Source organism: Clostridium sp. HBUAS56017 (assembly GCF_007115085.1).
GTDB classification, from domain to species: domain Bacteria; phylum Bacillota; class Clostridia; order Clostridiales; family Clostridiaceae; genus Clostridium; species Clostridium cibarium.
In genome coordinates, this window is record NZ_SULK01000008.1 from 82,544 (window position 1) to 97,690 (window position 15,147).

The window sequence follows — 15,147 nt, forward strand, 5'->3', positions numbered from 1 at the left end:
GAAGTTTATGTATAGAAAATCAATGGATAGTTTTTCAAGATTGCATCCTTTAATTAATTTTACATATTTTCTTTTTGTAATAATGTTTAGCATGTTTTTAATGGATCCTATCTTTTTAGGAATCTCATTAATAGGATCTATGCTATATTCAGTTTATTTAAAGGGAATAAAAGCCTTAAAGTTTAATGTCATATACATGATGCCAATGATTATATTTCTTACAATTTTGAACCCATTATTTAATCATGAAGGAGCTACAATAATTTTGTATATAAATAATAATCCAATAACTCTTGAAGCTATAATATATGGAGTTGCATCAGCTATTATGTTAGTTTCTGTATTGATATGGTTTAGTGCATATAATGTAGTTATGACATCTGATAAATTCATGTACTTATTCGGGAGGGTAATGCCAAAGAATTCTCTTATTGTAGCTATGGTATTAAGGTTTGTCCCAAGATTTAAGGCACAAATTAAAGTTATATCAAATGGACAGAAATCAATAGGGAAAGATATTACTAATGGAAATATCTTTGAAAGAATAAATCACGGAGTAAAGATTTTATCCATGTTAATCACATGGGCTTTAGAAAATGCTATAGAAACGGCAGATTCAATGAAGGCAAGGGGATATGGTTTAAAGGGAAGAACAAGCTTTTATTTATATAAGTTTAGCTTAAGAGATAAAATAATTTTAGGCGTATTATTGGTACTCATAGGGATAACATTATGTGGAATTAGCTTTGAGTTAGGAAGTGCAAATTATTTTCCAAAGATAAAAATAAATAATATTTCAAGTATTGGCTTGATAACATATTTAACATATTTCTTACTTAATATATTTCCTATAATTATTAATGTTTGGGAGGAGATTAAATGGAAATTATCAAAATAGAAGAGTTAACTTTTAAATATCCGCTTAAGGATAAACCAGCTTTAGTAGATATAAATTTAAGTATAAAAAGTGGAGATTTTGTATTGATTTGTGGAAAATCTGGATGTGGTAAAAGTACATTGTTAAAACATTTGAAGCCTACATTAATTCCACATGGAGATAGAAAAGGAGCTGTTTTTTATAAAGGAAAAAGAATTGAAGATATAAGTGAAAGAAAAGCAGCAGAAGAACTAGGATATGTATATCAAAATCCGGAAAATCAATTGGTTACTGATAAGGTATGGCATGAACTAGCTTTTGGGTTAGAAAATTTAGGGTATGATAATGATGCCATAAGAGTTAGAGTTTCGGAAATGGCAAGTTATTTTGGTATAGAAAAGTGGTTTTATAAGGATGTAACAGAGTTATCAGGAGGGGAAAAGCAAACATTGAATTTAGCTTCTGTTATGGCTATGAATCCAAGGGTTTTAATATTAGATGAACCGACATCACAGTTAGATCCTATAGCAGCAAATGAATTTTTAGATACTATTGAAAAGATAAATAAGGATCTTGGAGTAACTGTAATATTAACAGAGCATAGACTAGATAAAGTTTTTTCAATGGCAGATAAGGTTCTTGTTATGGAAAAAGGTAAAGTTATAACTTATGATAAACCAAAGAATATAGGTGCTTTTTTAAAGAAAAGTGAAAATGATATGTTTTTATCTCTTCCAACTGCTACAAAGATATATGCTGAGGTAGTTAATGATTTAGATTGTCCTATAACTCTTAGAGATGGTAGAAGGTGGCTTCAGAAGTTATTGAAGGATAATGAAAGAGTAATAACTGAAATAGAAGCAGAAGATAAAATTTTTGATGAAAAAATTATAGAAATTAGAGAAGTTTGGTTTAAATATGATAAACATTCAGAAAATGTAGTAAAGGATTTTTCATTAACTGTACATAAAGGTGAATTTTATTCTATATTAGGTGGAAATGGAACAGGAAAAACTACTAGTCTTAATTTAATTAGTGGGATAAATAAGCCTTATAGAGGAAAAGTTTATATTAAAGGAAAAGATGTTAAAAAATATTCATCTAATGAGCTATTTAATAAGAATTTAGGAGTGCTTCCGCAAAATCCGCAAACTATATTTGTAAAAAATACTGTTAGAGAAGATTTGATGGAGATATTATTTGATGTAAATATAAAGGAAGAGGAAAAGGAAAGAAAATTATCAAAGATTTCACAAGTAGTAGAAATAAATGATATTTTAGATATGCATCCATATGATTTAAGTGGGGGAGAAGCTCAAAAAGCAGCTTTAGCAAAGGTATTAATGCTTGAACCTGAAATACTACTTTTAGATGAGCCAACTAAAGCTTTAGATAATCACTATAAGGAAAAGTTTGGTGAAATATTAAAAAGACTTCAATGTCAGGGGAAAACTATAATTATGGTAACTCATGACTTAGAATTTGCTGCTGAGTATTCAGATACTTGTGGAATGTTTTTTGACGGAAATATTGTAACGAGCGGAGTGCCTAAGAAATTTTTTAGCGAAAATAATTTTTATACAACTTCAGCTAACAAGATAAGTAGATATGTATTTAAAGGTGCGGTGACTTGTAAGGATGTGATTAGCTTATGCAGAAAAAACTTGTAAACAAAAAAATAATTAGTCTAGTAGTAATTTTATTTTTTATCACTTTAACTATTTTTTGTGGCATATTCATTTTAGGAGATAGAAAATATTATTTTATTAGTTTGCTTATTATTATCCTCAGCATTATACCTTTTTTAATGTTATTTGAAAAAAAAAGATTACAGGCTAGAGAGATGGTATTGATAGCAGTACTTGTTGCTATAGCTGTAGTTGGAAGAATGGCTTTTTTCATGATTCCACAGTTTAAGCCAGTTATGGCAATAGTAATAGTTGCAGGTGTTTGTTTTGGAAGAGAAGCAGGATTTTTAACTGGAGCATTATCAGCTTTTGTATCTAATTTTTTCTTTGGACAAGGACCTTGGACTCCGTGGCAAATGTTCGCCTTTGGATTAGTTGGCTTTTTAGCTGGATTGATATTTAGTGAGAGTAAACTTAAGGAAAAGAGATGGCTCTTATGTTTATTTGGAGGAGTAACCACCTTAATTATTTATGGAGGATTAATTAATTTAAGCACTCTATTTATAACAATGCAGAAGGTTACTTTGGAAGCTGTTTTAGCTGTATATGTTTCAGGATTTTATTTTGATTTAGTTCATAGTGCTTCTACTGTTATATTTTTAGCCCTTATTTATAAACCCATGCTAGGAAAGATGGAACGTATTAAAATGAAGTATGGAATTTAGTAAGTCCATGAGGTTGAAATTTTTCTGTGATTATATAAAAGCCTCCAACTATTACTATTGTTGATAGTTGGAGGTTTGTTTTGTAAATTATTCACATATTAAAGCTTGTATATGTACGCCTTACTAATTGGAATTATTTAAACTCATTAATTTAAAGTAGTTGCAGTAACTGTTCCACTTTCAAAGCAAATTATACCTTCTTGATTACGAGCTTTAACACTTATATCATAAGATGTGTTTGTAGTTAATCCTTTAATAGTAAAGTTCTTGTTAGTAAGCAAAATCCATGTTGGAGTTGTTGTTAATGTACCATCTAGTGCAACGTACTGAGAGCCTACTTTTATTTGATATCTTAGTTTATTAATAGAATTAGGTTGCCAACTTATTGAAATTGAATCTTTGCCAATTTGGGTAACTTTAATATTAGTTGCACTTGGTAAGTTATCTATATAATTTTGAATAGCATCTAATCTACTTTGGAGTGTATCTCTATTACTATCTCCTTCTGGTAATAAATTGATTGCAGCTTGAGCTGAATCAACATTAGCTTGCACTTTAGTGTTTTCTGCATTTTCAACTTTAGTTGTAGCGTAATTAACATTATCAATGTAGAGTTGCACTGCTGTTAGCCTTGTTTGTAATGCAGTTTTAGGTGCTCCATCTATTAATGCTGTTACTAATGTTTGCGCTGAAGTTACATCTGCTTGTAATTTTGTTACTTCTGCTTTAGCTACTGCATTAGTTGCATTAGCTAATTGTGTTTGATAAGTAATAGAGGCTTGTACAGCATTCAATCTATTCTGTAGAGCAGTTCTAGTATTGTCACCAACTGGTAATAAGTTAATAGCAGATTGTGCTAAATCAATACTAGCTTGTGTTTTAGTAGTTTCTGCAGATGTTACCTTAGTTGTTGCAGCAGCTACATTATTAATATAATTTTGAACTGATGTTAATCTTGCTTGAAGCGCTGTTTTATCAGCTCCATTTTGTAATGCTGTTACTAGAGATTGGGCAGAAGTTACATCTGTTTGTAGTTTAGAGTTTTCTGCTTTAGCGACTGCATTTTTAGCATTTAATAATTGAGCTTGGTAAGTTAAATAAGTTTTAACTGCATCAAGTCTTTTTTGAAGAGCTATCCTATTAGAATCTCCATTTGGAAGGGAATTGATAGAAGCTTGAGCAGAAGAAATATTAGCTTGAGTTTTGGTGTTTTCAGCAGCAATTACAGCATTTGTCGCATTAGATAAATTATCTATATAATATTGTACTTTATATAGTCTATTAGTTAAATTACTATAATCATCTCCAGAATTTTCTGGTAAGTCATTTAGTAGAGTTTTAGCAGCATTTACATCAGACTGTAATTTAGAATTTTCTGCTTTTAATACAGCTTCTGTAGCACGATCTAAACTGAAAAATATATTTGATATTAATACTGGTGTGGTAGTATTATCTGATTTAAGAAGCTGGCGAAGTCCTGAAGTTTCTCCTGTAAACCAAATGGTACCATCATTTTTTACGAATATTGTATAACCATCGCCGGCAATTACTTGAGCCACATTGTCAATTGACATTTTAGCTAGCTGGCTTTGACTATTAGTATTTCCAATTCCTAGCTGACCTGACATGTTTGAGCCAACGCCCCAAACAGTACCATCATTTTTAAGAAATACAGTATGCCATTTTCCACAGCTAACTTGTTTTACACCACTTATAGGTATTTGCTTTAATGTAGTTTGGCTATAACTAAAAATGTCTCCCATACCATTATTGGATCCATATCCCCAAACAGTACCATCATTTTTAAGGTATAGTGTATTTTCATAACCACAAGAAATTTGTTTAAGATCAGAATATCTAAAGTTAGTTATAGTTGTTGGATCAGATGTTGTCTTACTTAAACCAATGGCATCAGCATTTCCTACGAACAGTAGAGTATTATCATTTCTTACTAAGATACAATTGTATCTTCCTGAAATCATTTTCTTGATGCCAGAGATTCCAGTATTAGCTGGAGTTGTAGATTTTCTATTTCCAAATGATCCAGAATACCAAAGGCTCCCATCATTCTTTAAGTAAAGTGCATACTCAGCACCACAATTAATTTCCTTAACATCAGATATAGAGACCTTTACTGGTGAACTTTGATCTGTAGTAGAGCCTATTCCTAATTGGCCAGTAGCATTCCAACCAGATGAGTATAATGTACCATCATTTTTTAGAATAACAGAAAAGCCTCTGCCATGGGAAATTTGTTTAATATTATCTACAGACAATTTTGAAGGTTTATAATACTCAGTGCTTCCTGTACCAAGTGCTTGACCATTACCAAGACCTAAGGCAGTACCATTATTTTTAATAAATGTAACAGTATAATCCCCAGCTGAAATTTCCTTAATACCTACCTTACTAGCATTAGGCAAAGAGATGCTATCTAATGCACTAACTTTAAGAGCCTTAGAAAATAATAAGTTGCATCCGAATACAATTGCAAATAAGCTAATCGTAGGCACAATATTTGAGATCCACTTAAACTTTGATTTTTTGAGTAAAAACGACATTTTAAACATTCCTTTCTCATAATTGTATATTTATCATAATATTACAATAAAAGTATACTATAAATTCAAACTATATACAATACATGGGGGATTTTGTATTATATTGGGATAAAATGTATATTAGAACAAATAATTATGTGGAAAGTATTGGCGGCTAGGTTTATAATGGTAGATTCAATGAAAATGAAGTGTTGGAAGATGGAGAGTTAGTACAACGTTATTGTATTAATATATAAAATTATGCAATTAATTGTTTTATTAGAGAGAATGTAATTTATCAATTATTTCTATAGAAATAATTGTAATTATATACATTATAGTGTAAATTATTATTATATATGGAAGAAGAGGTAATGCAACGGTAAATTCTTATTTGATGTTATAGAGAGTTTTACAAGTATAGGTTGTATATCTTAATATGTAATTTATGGAGGATAGATTTATGAGAAAAAGGACAAAGATATTAGTCAGTATTTTAACAACCATAAGTACCTTAGCTATGATTGAAACTGTAGGATTTGCTGCAGATACTAAATCAGAATTAGCAATGTTAACAGATGAAGCATCAATTCCAAAAGTTATTTCTGAGATGACTCTTGATGAAAAGTGTCAGATGGTTTGTGGAATAGGGTTAATGACTCCATATGGTGGGGCTGGTGCTACTTTTGCTATTCCAAGACTAGGAATACCAAGTGTAGAACTTACAGACGGACCTCAGGGAGTTAGAATGGGAGGATTAGTAATTACACCTAACTATGCACCTACTAAATATGCTACTTGCTTTCCAAACCCTTTATTAAATGCTTCAACATGGTCACCAGAATTAATAAATAAAGTTGGAAAAGCTATGGCGGAAGAATGTAGAAGTTATGGTGCAGATGTTTTATTGGCACCTGCTATGAATATAATTAGAGATCCTTTAGGCGGAAGAACTTTTGAGTATTATTCAGAGGATCCATATGTAACAGGTGTATTAGGCACTGAAGCAGTTAAAGGGATTCAATCACAAGGGATAGGAGCATGCATTAAACATTTTGCTTGTAACAATCAAGAGAATAACAGGATAGATGGAGATGAAATAATATCAGATAGAGCTTTAAGAGAAATTTATCTTCCACAATATGAAAAAGCTACAAAGGAAGCAAATCCTTGGTCAGCTATGGCTTCATATAATAAGGTCAATGGTACAAGAATGACAGAAAATAAATATCTTATGGAAGATGTATTAAGAGGAGAATTTGGGTTTGATGGTATGATTATGTCAGATTGGGGGGCATATAATAGAGCAGAAGCTTTCAAGGCAGGATTAGACATGAATCAGCCAGGTGGATTTTATAATATGAGTGGAATTCTATTGCCAGCATGGTTAATGCAGATAAAACCTGCTGTTACATCATGGAATGCAATAAAAGAAAGTGATCTTGATAGAGCAATTACAAATATTTTGAAACTTATTATTAAGACACCTACATTTAAAGGGGAATACGGTGATAAAGAGAAGTTTAAAAATAAAACAACACTTAGTACAGAAATAGCTACTAGAAACCAGTCATTATCAAGAGAATTGGCAGCAGAAGGAATAGTGCTTCTTAAAAATCAAAATAATACTTTACCTATTAGAAATAACAAAATAATTTCTGTGGCAGGAAAAAATGCCTTTGATAATAGAGGAATTATTTATGAAGGAAATGGAAGTGCAACTGTAAATGCAGATCCAAAAGGAGTTGTTTCTCTTACTCAAGGATTGAAAAATGCAGGATTTAGTGTAATCAGTAAATTTAATAATAAAAATATAGTAGAGGGAATATCTACGGAAGGTGCTGCAAATTTAGCTGCTACTACAGATAGTTCTGTTATTTCAATAGGATTACCTGGGCATGAAGGTTCGGATTATGGTTCTATGAGTTTATCAAAAGATCAAATTAGTCTTATAAAGACTCTGGGGGATGAATATCATAAACTTCACAAAAAGGTAGTTGTAGTGTTAAATACTGGTGCACCTGTGGAAGTTTCAAGTTGGGAACAATATGCAGATTCTATCCTTTGGGTAGGGCTTCCAGGAAGTGAAGGAGCAAATGCAATAGGTGATATAATAAAAGGTGCAGTGAATCCTTCAGGAAAGCTTACTGTTACATGGCCTGTTAATTATTATGATGTGCCGGATTCTAGTTATTTTCCTAAAAACACCAACACGCCAGTTAACTATAAGGAAGGTATTTATGTTGGATACCGCTATTACGATACTAAAAATGTAGCTCCATTATATAGGTTTGGATATGGACTTTCATATACAACATTTAAGTATAGCAATATAAAATTAAGTTCAGATAAGTTCTATTTAAATGATGATAATTCAAGGTTTATTGTATCTGTTGATATAACTAATACAGGAAATGTAGCTGGTAAAGAAGTAGCTCAACTTTACATAAAAGATGTACAAGCATCTGTAGATAGGCCAGAGAAGGAATTAAAAGGCTTTGTAAAGACAAGAGTATTAAATCCAGGTGAAACACAGACAGCTGAATTTAGTATAAACAAAAGAGATCTTTCGTTTTATAGTGAAAATAATAAAGCTTGGGTTCAAGAAACAGGGGAATTTAATGTGATTGTTGGAGGAACTTCAGATGATAAAGTGCTTCAGAGTGAAGGAGAGAAAGCAAAATTTAATGCATTAAATTAGTTCAATATCTAATAAAAAGAACAGTACCCAATTTCTTTTCATATCATATAATATGAAGAAGGAGGCGGTTATGTGGTAGATAAGTCTCGTTTTAAGAATCATGGATTATGGGTTTCTATAGCAGCTTTAATTCCTGTATTATTAAAAGTTGCAGGAGTAGATATATTGCCAGATAACTATTCAAATATCACCAATCTAGTTCTTGGAATATTAGTAATGCTTGGAATACTAAACAATCCAACTACAGAGTGTAAGTGGTATTCAGATGATGATAAACAAGTACAAAGTAACACTAAAAATTAAAGATAAAGTTAGGCTGTCCAAATTAAATTTGACAGCCTATTTTTAGATTAATCACCATTATAAAGAGACAAGAACTTCTTAAGTAAGTCATCAGGCATTTTCATGCAGCCAATATCGCCATGTCGCAAATCATTTTCTATGTCTCCATGACAGTCAGAACCTGCACTTACAAGAAGATTATTTTCTCTTGCTAAAGTTAAAAGTATTTTTTCATCTTCAAAGGTGTTTTGAAAATATATGCCCTCTATTCCATCAAGACCTATATTTAAGAAATCATCTAAAGGAGAATTCTTAATTAATACAGGATGAGCTAAGAAAACCATAGCATTAAATTTTTTTAATAGTTTTACACCTTCTTTTGTAGACATTTTTGTTGTAGGGACAAAGGCAGGACAATCTTTACCTATAAAGTTGTTAAAGATATATTCATTATCATAAGGATAACCAGCACTTATTATTTCTTGCGCAATATGAGGTCTTGCTACAACATCTTTTCCTCTATGTAGTACATTTTCAAAGTTTATTTCTATATTAAATATTTCTTTAAGTTTCTCGACCATTTTTTTAGCTCGTATAAGCCTATGGTTTTGCATATTACTTAAAATCTCAATAAATTCAGGGTCTTTGTAATTGGCATCTTTAAAAAAGCCTAAAAGATGAATACTTTCATTATTATGAGTTGTTGATAATTCTATTCCAGGGATTATGGTTAAGCCTAATTTATCTGCTACAAAAGTTGCTTCTTCAATACCTCCCACTGTATCATGATCAGTTATAGCTAAAAAATTAACTCCATTAGCATAAGCTCTATTGGCCATTTGAGTTGGGGTTAAAATTCCATCAGAAAAGGTGGTATGAGTGTGAAAATCAACAGAAATCAAAAAAATCTACTCCTTCCCTATTATTAATTTTATAAAGATAAAACTGTGTTATAATTTACGTATTATTAGTATTTTACTATAGTTTATTACATCTCACAACATATATGCATGGAGGGAAAAATGTTACTTATGATAGATAACTATGATTCCTTTGTTTATAATCTTGTTAGGTATTTTAATGAGTTAAAACAGGAAATAGTAGTTTACAGAAATGACAAAATTGTATTAGATTTTATAGAAGAGCAAAATTATTCAGGAATAGTTCTTTCACCAGGGCCAAAGAATCCAAAGGAAGCTGGATTATGTTTAGATATTATAGATAGATTTAAAGGAAAAATCCCTATACTTGGTATATGTTTAGGGCATCAGTGTATAGGTCATTATTTTGGTGGAGAAATTATAAAAGGAAAGGAGCCAGTTCATGGTAAATTAAGCTATGTGGAGCATAATGGAAGAGGGATATTTACAGGCATTAAAAATCCATTAAAGGTTACTAGATACCATTCCTTAGTAGTTTTGGATAAAAACTTACCAGAGGAACTTTTAGTAACAGCCAGAACTAAAGATGGTGTTATCATGGGGCTAACTCATAAATTTTATCCTATATATGGAGTTCAATTTCATCCAGAAGCAGAACTTACGGAAGATGGGCATAAAATATTAAAAAATTTTATTATGGAATGTAAGAGGTTTAATAATGAGGATAAAGGAACTAGAAAACTATTATAATCCACTTGATGTATATAGAATTTTTAAAGATGAAAAGGATAGTGTGTTTCTTGACAGCTCTAAGGAAGGGAGCCCTTTTTCATTATTTTCCTTTATAGGAATTAATCCATTATGGAAATTTGAATCTATAGGGAAAAGTTCTTATTTAGATGGAGAAAAGTTAAAGGGAGAAGATCCTTTTAAAAATCTTGAAAAGCTATTGGGAGATAGAAAGATTAAAGAAAAATCTAATCTACCTTTTATAGGGGGAGTAATAGGTTATTTTTCCTATGATATAGGAAGAGATTTAGAAGATTTACCTAGTACAGCTATAGAAGATTTTTATGTGCCAGATAGCAAATTCTTGTTATACGAAAATATAATTATTTTTGATTTGATTGAGAAAAAAACATATATATCAGCATTAAGTGGGGATAAAAGCATAAGAGCTGTTGAAGAAAAACTCAAGTGTTATAAAGAGCAAGAAGAGATTGGTTTTAAAGAAAAGAATACTAGATTCTATTCTAATTTTACAAAAGAAGAGTATAAAAAGCGTATCACTAGGCTTAAAGAATATATAAGGAGCGGAGATGTATATATAGCTAATATGACAAGAAGAATATGGTGTGAGACTAGTGAACCAGCTTTTGAAATGTATGAAAAGCTTAGGAGTATAAATAAAGCTCCATTTTCTGCATTTATGAATTTTGAGGATTTTCAGGTAGTAAGTTCTTCACCAGAAAGATTTTTATCCATAAAAGATAGAAAAGTTACTACAAGACCAATTAAAGGGACAAGACCTCGTGGAAGAAATGAAGAAGAGGATAATTATTATAGAGAAGAATTAATTAATTCAGAGAAGGATAAATCAGAACTTCTTATGATAGTGGATTTAGAACGTAATGATTTAAGTAAGACATGTAAGCCTAATACAGTTAAAGTTACTGAATTATTTAAGATAGAAAAATATTCTACAGTATTTCATTTAGTATCAACGGTGGAAGGGATACTTAAGAATGGGATATCATCGATTGAATGTTTAAAAGAATGTTTTCCAGGTGGCTCTATAACAGGGGCTCCTAAAATTCGGGCTATGGAAATTATAGAAGAGCTTGAAGAATTAAAAAGAAATTTGTATACTGGGGCAATTGGTTACTTTGATTTAAGAGGAAATTGTGATTTTAACATAATTATACGAACAATAATCAAGAAAGGTGATAAGGCATACTTTGGAGTAGGTGGAGGCATAACATGGGATTCAATAGAAGAAGATGAATGGTGTGAAACTTGTGACAAAGCAAAAGCCTTAATGAAGGTACTTTAAAATGAGAAAGATAATTTATGAAGAAGAGAATATCTTACTTGATGAAGGAAGTGTTTTTGGAAAGGGTGTTTTTGAAACTATTTTGTGGCTTGATAAACCTGTATTCCTAAAAGAACATATAGAGAGGCTAAGGGCTTCAATGGAGGTAATTGGGCTAAATGAGTTAGAAGAAGATATGCTTATGGATTTTCTAAAAAAGTTAAAAATTCAAAATAAAGCATTAAAGGTTATGGTAACTCCTTTGAACATAGTTATAAGTAAGAGAGATATTTTGTATAAAAGTCAAGATTATAAAAGAGGTATGACTCTAGGTTTATCAACAGTTAGAAAAAATAGCTCATCTAGGTTAACATATATAAAATCTATATGTTATATAGAAAATATATTAGAAAAAGAAAAGGCGAAAAAGGATGGGTTTGATGATGCTTTATTTTTGAATGAAAGGGGCTATTTAACGGAAACTAGTTGCAGTAATATATTTTTGATAAAAAGTGGCAAAATTATTACTCCAAAGGTGGAGAATGGGCTATTAAGTGGTATAATAAGAAAATGGGTTATTGAGAATTATAAAGTTTATGAAAAAGATATTTTATTTGATGATCTAAAAGAGGCAGATGAAGTTTTTATAACCAATAGCCTAATGGGAATAATGAAGGTAAATAAAATAGATAGATTCATATATAATAAAGAAACATTTATAAGTGCGATTAAAGATAAGTATGATAAATGTATTTTTATATAAAAGTATCTAAGAAAAAGGAGAACTACCTTGGATAAAGTCAATGAAATATTAAATGATTTAAGATATAGGTCTTATTTAAAGAGATTAGAATTACTTGAAGAAGATAGGAAGTTCTGTAGGCATACAATGGAACATTTTCTTGATGTGGCTAGAATAGCATATATAAAAGTTCTTGAGAGTAAGTTAAACTATTCCAAGGAAGTTATATATGGGGTAGCTTTACTTCATGATATAGGAAGGGTTCTAGAATATGAAGAATGTGTGCCACATCATGAAGGTAGCGTTATAATTGCAGAAGAAATATTGGATGATACTAGTTTTTCACAAGAAGATAAAGATAGCATACTAAGGGCTATTGAAGCACATCGAAAAGATGATAGCAAAGATGAATTATCTAAAATTATATATGCCAGTGATAAAGTATCGAGAAATTGTTTTAATTGTAAAGCCATAGATGAGTGTTATTGGAGCGATAATAAGAAAAACTTTTATATAAGTTATTAGAAATAAAACGGGGGTAGGAAAAATGAAAATAGGTAATAAAGATTTTGTTATGGGAGAAAGAACTTATGTTATGGGAATTTTAAATGTAACTCCTGATTCTTTTTCTGATGGAGGAAAATATAATGAAATTGATTTAGCCTTAAGAAGAACAGAAGAATTAATAAAAAATGGAGCAGATATAATAGATATAGGTGGAGAGTCTACAAGGCCTAATTTTGAAGTTGTAAGTGTGGAAGAAGAGATACATAGAGTTGTACCTATAATTAAAGCAATAAAAGAAAAGTTTAATATAGCTGTTTCGGTAGATACTTATAAGGCAAGAACTGCAGAAGAAGCCATAAAGGCAGGTGCTGATATAATAAACGATATTTGGGGATTTAAAATGGATAAGGATATGGCGAAGGTTGCAGCAAAGTATGATGTTCCATGTATTCTTATGCATAATAGAGAAAGTATTCCTTATAAAAATTTAATGACTGATGTAATGATGGATTTAGTGGATAGTGTTAATATAGCGCTTGAGGCAGGTGTTAAAAGAGAAAATATTATTTTAGATCCAGGCATAGGATTTGCAAAGACTTACGAAGAAAATTTAATAGTAATGAACAATCTTGAAATGATTAGAAATTTAGGATTCCCAGTACTTTTAGGAACTTCAAGAAAATCTATGATAGGATTAACTCTTGATTTGCCTGTAAATGATAGAGTTGAAGGTACTTTAGCAACTACAGTTATAGGAATAATTAAGGGATGCGAATTTATAAGAGTTCATGATGTTCTTGAAAATAAAAGAGTTTGTCTTATGACGGATAAGATATTAAATGCTAGGTAGTGATATTTATGGATAAGATTTATATAAAGAACTTTGAGATATTTGCCAATCATGGCGTATTTAGTGAAGAAAAAAATTTAGGACAGAAATTCATTTTGGATATAGAATTAAGTTTGCCTTTGGAGGAAGCGGGAAAAACTGAAAATTTGAAAAAGTCAGTTCATTATGGAGAGCTTTGTTTAGGCATTGAAAGGGTATTTACTGAAAAGAGCTATGATCTTATTGAATCTGCAGCTGAAAAGATAGCAGAATTTACTTTGACTACCTATCCTATTATAAAGAGTGTTAAGGTAAAGTTAAAAAAACCATGGGCGCCAATAGGAAGACATGTAGACTATGCAGCTGTTGAAATAGAAAGAGGATGGCATGAAGCCTATCTTTCTGTTGGAAGTAATATTGGAAATAAAGAAGATAACTTAAATATAGCAATCAAGATGTTAAAAGAAACTAAAGAAGTAATGGTTGAAAAGGTATCCTCATTTATAGTAACAGAGCCATGGGGAAATGTTGATCAGGATGAGTTCCTAAATGGAGCTTTAATGATAAGAACAACTTTATCTCCGAAGTACCTTTTAGATAAACTTTTAGAAATTGAAGAGAAAATGCATAGAGTGCGTGAAGTTAAATGGGGACCAAGAATAATAGATTTAGATGTAATTTTTTATGATGATTTGGTTTTAGAGGACGACTACATAACAATCCCCCATCCAAGGATGGAGGAAAGGGAATTTGTATTAAAACCATTAAGTGAGATTGCACCAAATAAAGTACATCCTTTACTTAACAAAAGAATATTTAAAATGCTAGAAGAACTTAAGTAATGATAAAGTTGTTATTTCAAAGCCTTGGCGCGATTTTCTACATGTTTGCAGAAGTCATAAAGATTATAATGTTTAGGTATATCTTTCATAGAGAGAATATCTTCTTTGTAATTTCCATCCCAAGGGTATATAGCAACTAAATTTTCATTGTAAACTTTAATAATATATTTACTATCCTGAAATTTTATTCTTAATTGGTAGGGCTCCTTTTCTTTAGGGAGCTCTTCATCTTTATAATTTTCATCTGATAAAGAACCTATAAAATTTTCTATGATTTGATTTTCATCCTCGGGGACGGAAATATCTTTATATAAATTAGTGTCAAAAAATTCAATGGAGAAATGTTCATCTTTAAGAAGTTTGGTATAAATTTCTTTTGTGTATATGGCAATGTCACTTTTTTCTTTTAGATGTATGTATTTGGGATCATCAAAAGCACAACCTTGCAAAATGAATATTAATAAAAAAATACATAATAATCTTATCTTTTTCAAAATAATACCTCCTAGCATAGTAACTACCCTAATAATGTATTCATCTATATTATTTTTAGAACAAGTT

14 protein-coding genes are annotated in these 15,147 nt (G+C 30.6%); 11 read left to right on the forward strand and 3 right to left on the reverse strand.

The window, feature by feature from the left end; all coding sequences use genetic code 11:
* Window positions 1-7: 7 nt before the first annotated feature.
* The 3 genes from FAY47_RS08820 to FAY47_RS08830 all read left to right on the forward strand — a co-directional run bounded on the left by FAY47_RS08820 (window position 8) and on the right by FAY47_RS08830 (window position 3,230).
* Window positions 8-898, forward strand: coding sequence for an energy-coupling factor transporter transmembrane component T (locus FAY47_RS08820; protein ID WP_243129581.1), 891 nt, complete (start codon window positions 8-10; stop codon window positions 896-898).
* Window positions 880-2,547 (forward strand): ABC transporter ATP-binding protein, encoded by a 1,668-nt coding sequence (locus FAY47_RS08825; protein WP_143316339.1) that lies wholly within the window; start codon window positions 880-882, stop codon window positions 2,545-2,547. Before FAY47_RS08820 ends, FAY47_RS08825 begins: the two co-directional genes overlap by 19 nt.
* 179 nt (window positions 2,548-2,726) lie before the next feature.
* Window positions 2,727-3,230 carry an ECF transporter S component gene (locus tag FAY47_RS08830; RefSeq protein ID WP_243129582.1) on the forward strand — a complete coding sequence of 168 codons (504 nt, stop codon included), beginning with the start codon at window positions 2,727-2,729 and terminating at the stop codon, window positions 3,228-3,230.
* A 146-nt stretch (window positions 3,231-3,376) separates the two neighbouring features.
* On the opposite strand, the gene FAY47_RS08835 is transcribed toward FAY47_RS08830, so the two are convergent.
* Window positions 3,377-5,791 carry a fibronectin type III domain-containing protein gene (locus tag FAY47_RS08835; RefSeq protein WP_185966774.1) on the reverse strand — a complete coding sequence of 805 codons (2,415 nt, stop codon included), beginning with the start codon at window positions 5,789-5,791 and terminating at the stop codon, window positions 3,377-3,379.
* 442 nt (window positions 5,792-6,233) lie between these two features.
* On the opposite strand from FAY47_RS08835, the gene FAY47_RS08840 reads away from it, so the two are divergent.
* Together FAY47_RS08840 and FAY47_RS08845 are read left to right on the forward strand one after the other, a co-directional pair.
* The gene (locus FAY47_RS08840) at window positions 6,234-8,471 is read left to right on the forward strand and encodes a glycoside hydrolase family 3 C-terminal domain-containing protein (RefSeq protein WP_185966775.1); all 2,238 of its coding nucleotides are present in this window, start codon (window positions 6,234-6,236) and stop codon (window positions 8,469-8,471) included.
* Between the two features lie 72 nt (window positions 8,472-8,543).
* Window positions 8,544-8,774, forward strand: coding sequence for a phage holin (locus FAY47_RS08845; protein ID WP_143316343.1), 231 nt, complete (start codon window positions 8,544-8,546; stop codon window positions 8,772-8,774).
* A 47-nt stretch (window positions 8,775-8,821) separates the two neighbouring features.
* Here the strand turns inward: FAY47_RS08845 and FAY47_RS08850 are convergent, their stop codons facing one another.
* Window positions 8,822-9,655, reverse strand: a complete 834-nt coding sequence (locus tag FAY47_RS08850) for a PHP domain-containing protein (protein ID WP_143316344.1) — start codon at window positions 9,653-9,655, stop codon at window positions 8,822-8,824.
* Window positions 9,656-9,775: 120 nt separating this feature from the next.
* Here FAY47_RS08850 and FAY47_RS08855 point away from each other — a divergent pair, with 120 nt between their 5' ends.
* Genes FAY47_RS08855 through folK form a run of 6 tightly spaced genes read left to right on the forward strand, consistent with a single transcriptional unit; the run spans window position 9,776 to window position 14,586 of the window.
* Window positions 9,776-10,384 carry an aminodeoxychorismate/anthranilate synthase component II gene (locus FAY47_RS08855; RefSeq protein WP_143316345.1) on the forward strand — a complete coding sequence of 203 codons (609 nt, stop codon included), beginning with the start codon at window positions 9,776-9,778 and terminating at the stop codon, window positions 10,382-10,384.
* A complete protein-coding gene (gene pabB / locus FAY47_RS08860; RefSeq protein WP_143316346.1) occupies window positions 10,353-11,687 on the forward strand; it encodes an aminodeoxychorismate synthase component I in 1,335 nt (444 codons plus the stop codon). Before FAY47_RS08855 ends, pabB begins: the two co-directional genes overlap by 32 nt.
* A gap of 1 nt (window position 11,688) precedes the next feature.
* Window positions 11,689-12,429, forward strand: a complete 741-nt coding sequence (locus FAY47_RS08865; protein WP_143316347.1) for an aminotransferase class IV — start codon at window positions 11,689-11,691, stop codon at window positions 12,427-12,429.
* 27 nt (window positions 12,430-12,456) lie between these two features.
* A complete protein-coding gene (locus tag FAY47_RS08870; RefSeq protein WP_143316348.1) occupies window positions 12,457-12,933 on the forward strand; it encodes an HD domain-containing protein in 477 nt (158 codons plus the stop codon).
* Between the two features lie 22 nt (window positions 12,934-12,955).
* Window positions 12,956-13,765, forward strand: coding sequence for a dihydropteroate synthase (gene folP / locus FAY47_RS08875; protein WP_143316349.1), 810 nt, complete (start codon window positions 12,956-12,958; stop codon window positions 13,763-13,765).
* A gap of 8 nt (window positions 13,766-13,773) precedes the next feature.
* Window positions 13,774-14,586 (forward strand): 2-amino-4-hydroxy-6-hydroxymethyldihydropteridine diphosphokinase, encoded by an 813-nt coding sequence (folK, locus tag FAY47_RS08880; RefSeq protein WP_143316350.1) that lies wholly within the window; start codon window positions 13,774-13,776, stop codon window positions 14,584-14,586.
* Window positions 14,587-14,597: 11 nt separating this feature from the next.
* Here the strand turns inward: folK and FAY47_RS08885 are convergent, their stop codons facing one another.
* Window positions 14,598-15,080, reverse strand: a complete 483-nt coding sequence (locus FAY47_RS08885) for a DUF4883 family protein (RefSeq protein ID WP_143316351.1) — start codon at window positions 15,078-15,080, stop codon at window positions 14,598-14,600.
* Between the last annotated feature and the right edge of the window lie 67 nt (window positions 15,081-15,147).

Coding starts and splice junctions, on each gene's coding strand:
- FAY47_RS08820 (WP_243129581.1), top strand. CDS start 8: ATGTATAGAAAATCAATGGATAGTTTTTCAAGATTGCATCCTTTAATT.
- FAY47_RS08825 (WP_143316339.1), top strand. CDS start 880: ATGGAAATTATCAAAATAGAAGAGTTAACTTTTAAATATCCGCTTAAG.
- FAY47_RS08835 (WP_185966774.1), bottom strand. CDS start 5,791: ATGTCGTTTTTACTCAAAAAATCAAAGTTTAAGTGGATCTCAAATATT.
- FAY47_RS08840 (WP_185966775.1), top strand. CDS start 6,234: ATGAGAAAAAGGACAAAGATATTAGTCAGTATTTTAACAACCATAAGT.
- FAY47_RS08855 (WP_143316345.1), top strand. CDS start 9,776: ATGTTACTTATGATAGATAACTATGATTCCTTTGTTTATAATCTTGTT.
- pabB (WP_143316346.1), top strand. CDS start 10,353: ATGAGGATAAAGGAACTAGAAAACTATTATAATCCACTTGATGTATAT.
- FAY47_RS08865 (WP_143316347.1), top strand. CDS start 11,689: ATGAGAAAGATAATTTATGAAGAAGAGAATATCTTACTTGATGAAGGA.
- folP (WP_143316349.1), top strand. CDS start 12,956: ATGAAAATAGGTAATAAAGATTTTGTTATGGGAGAAAGAACTTATGTT.
- folK (WP_143316350.1), top strand. CDS start 13,774: ATGGATAAGATTTATATAAAGAACTTTGAGATATTTGCCAATCATGGC.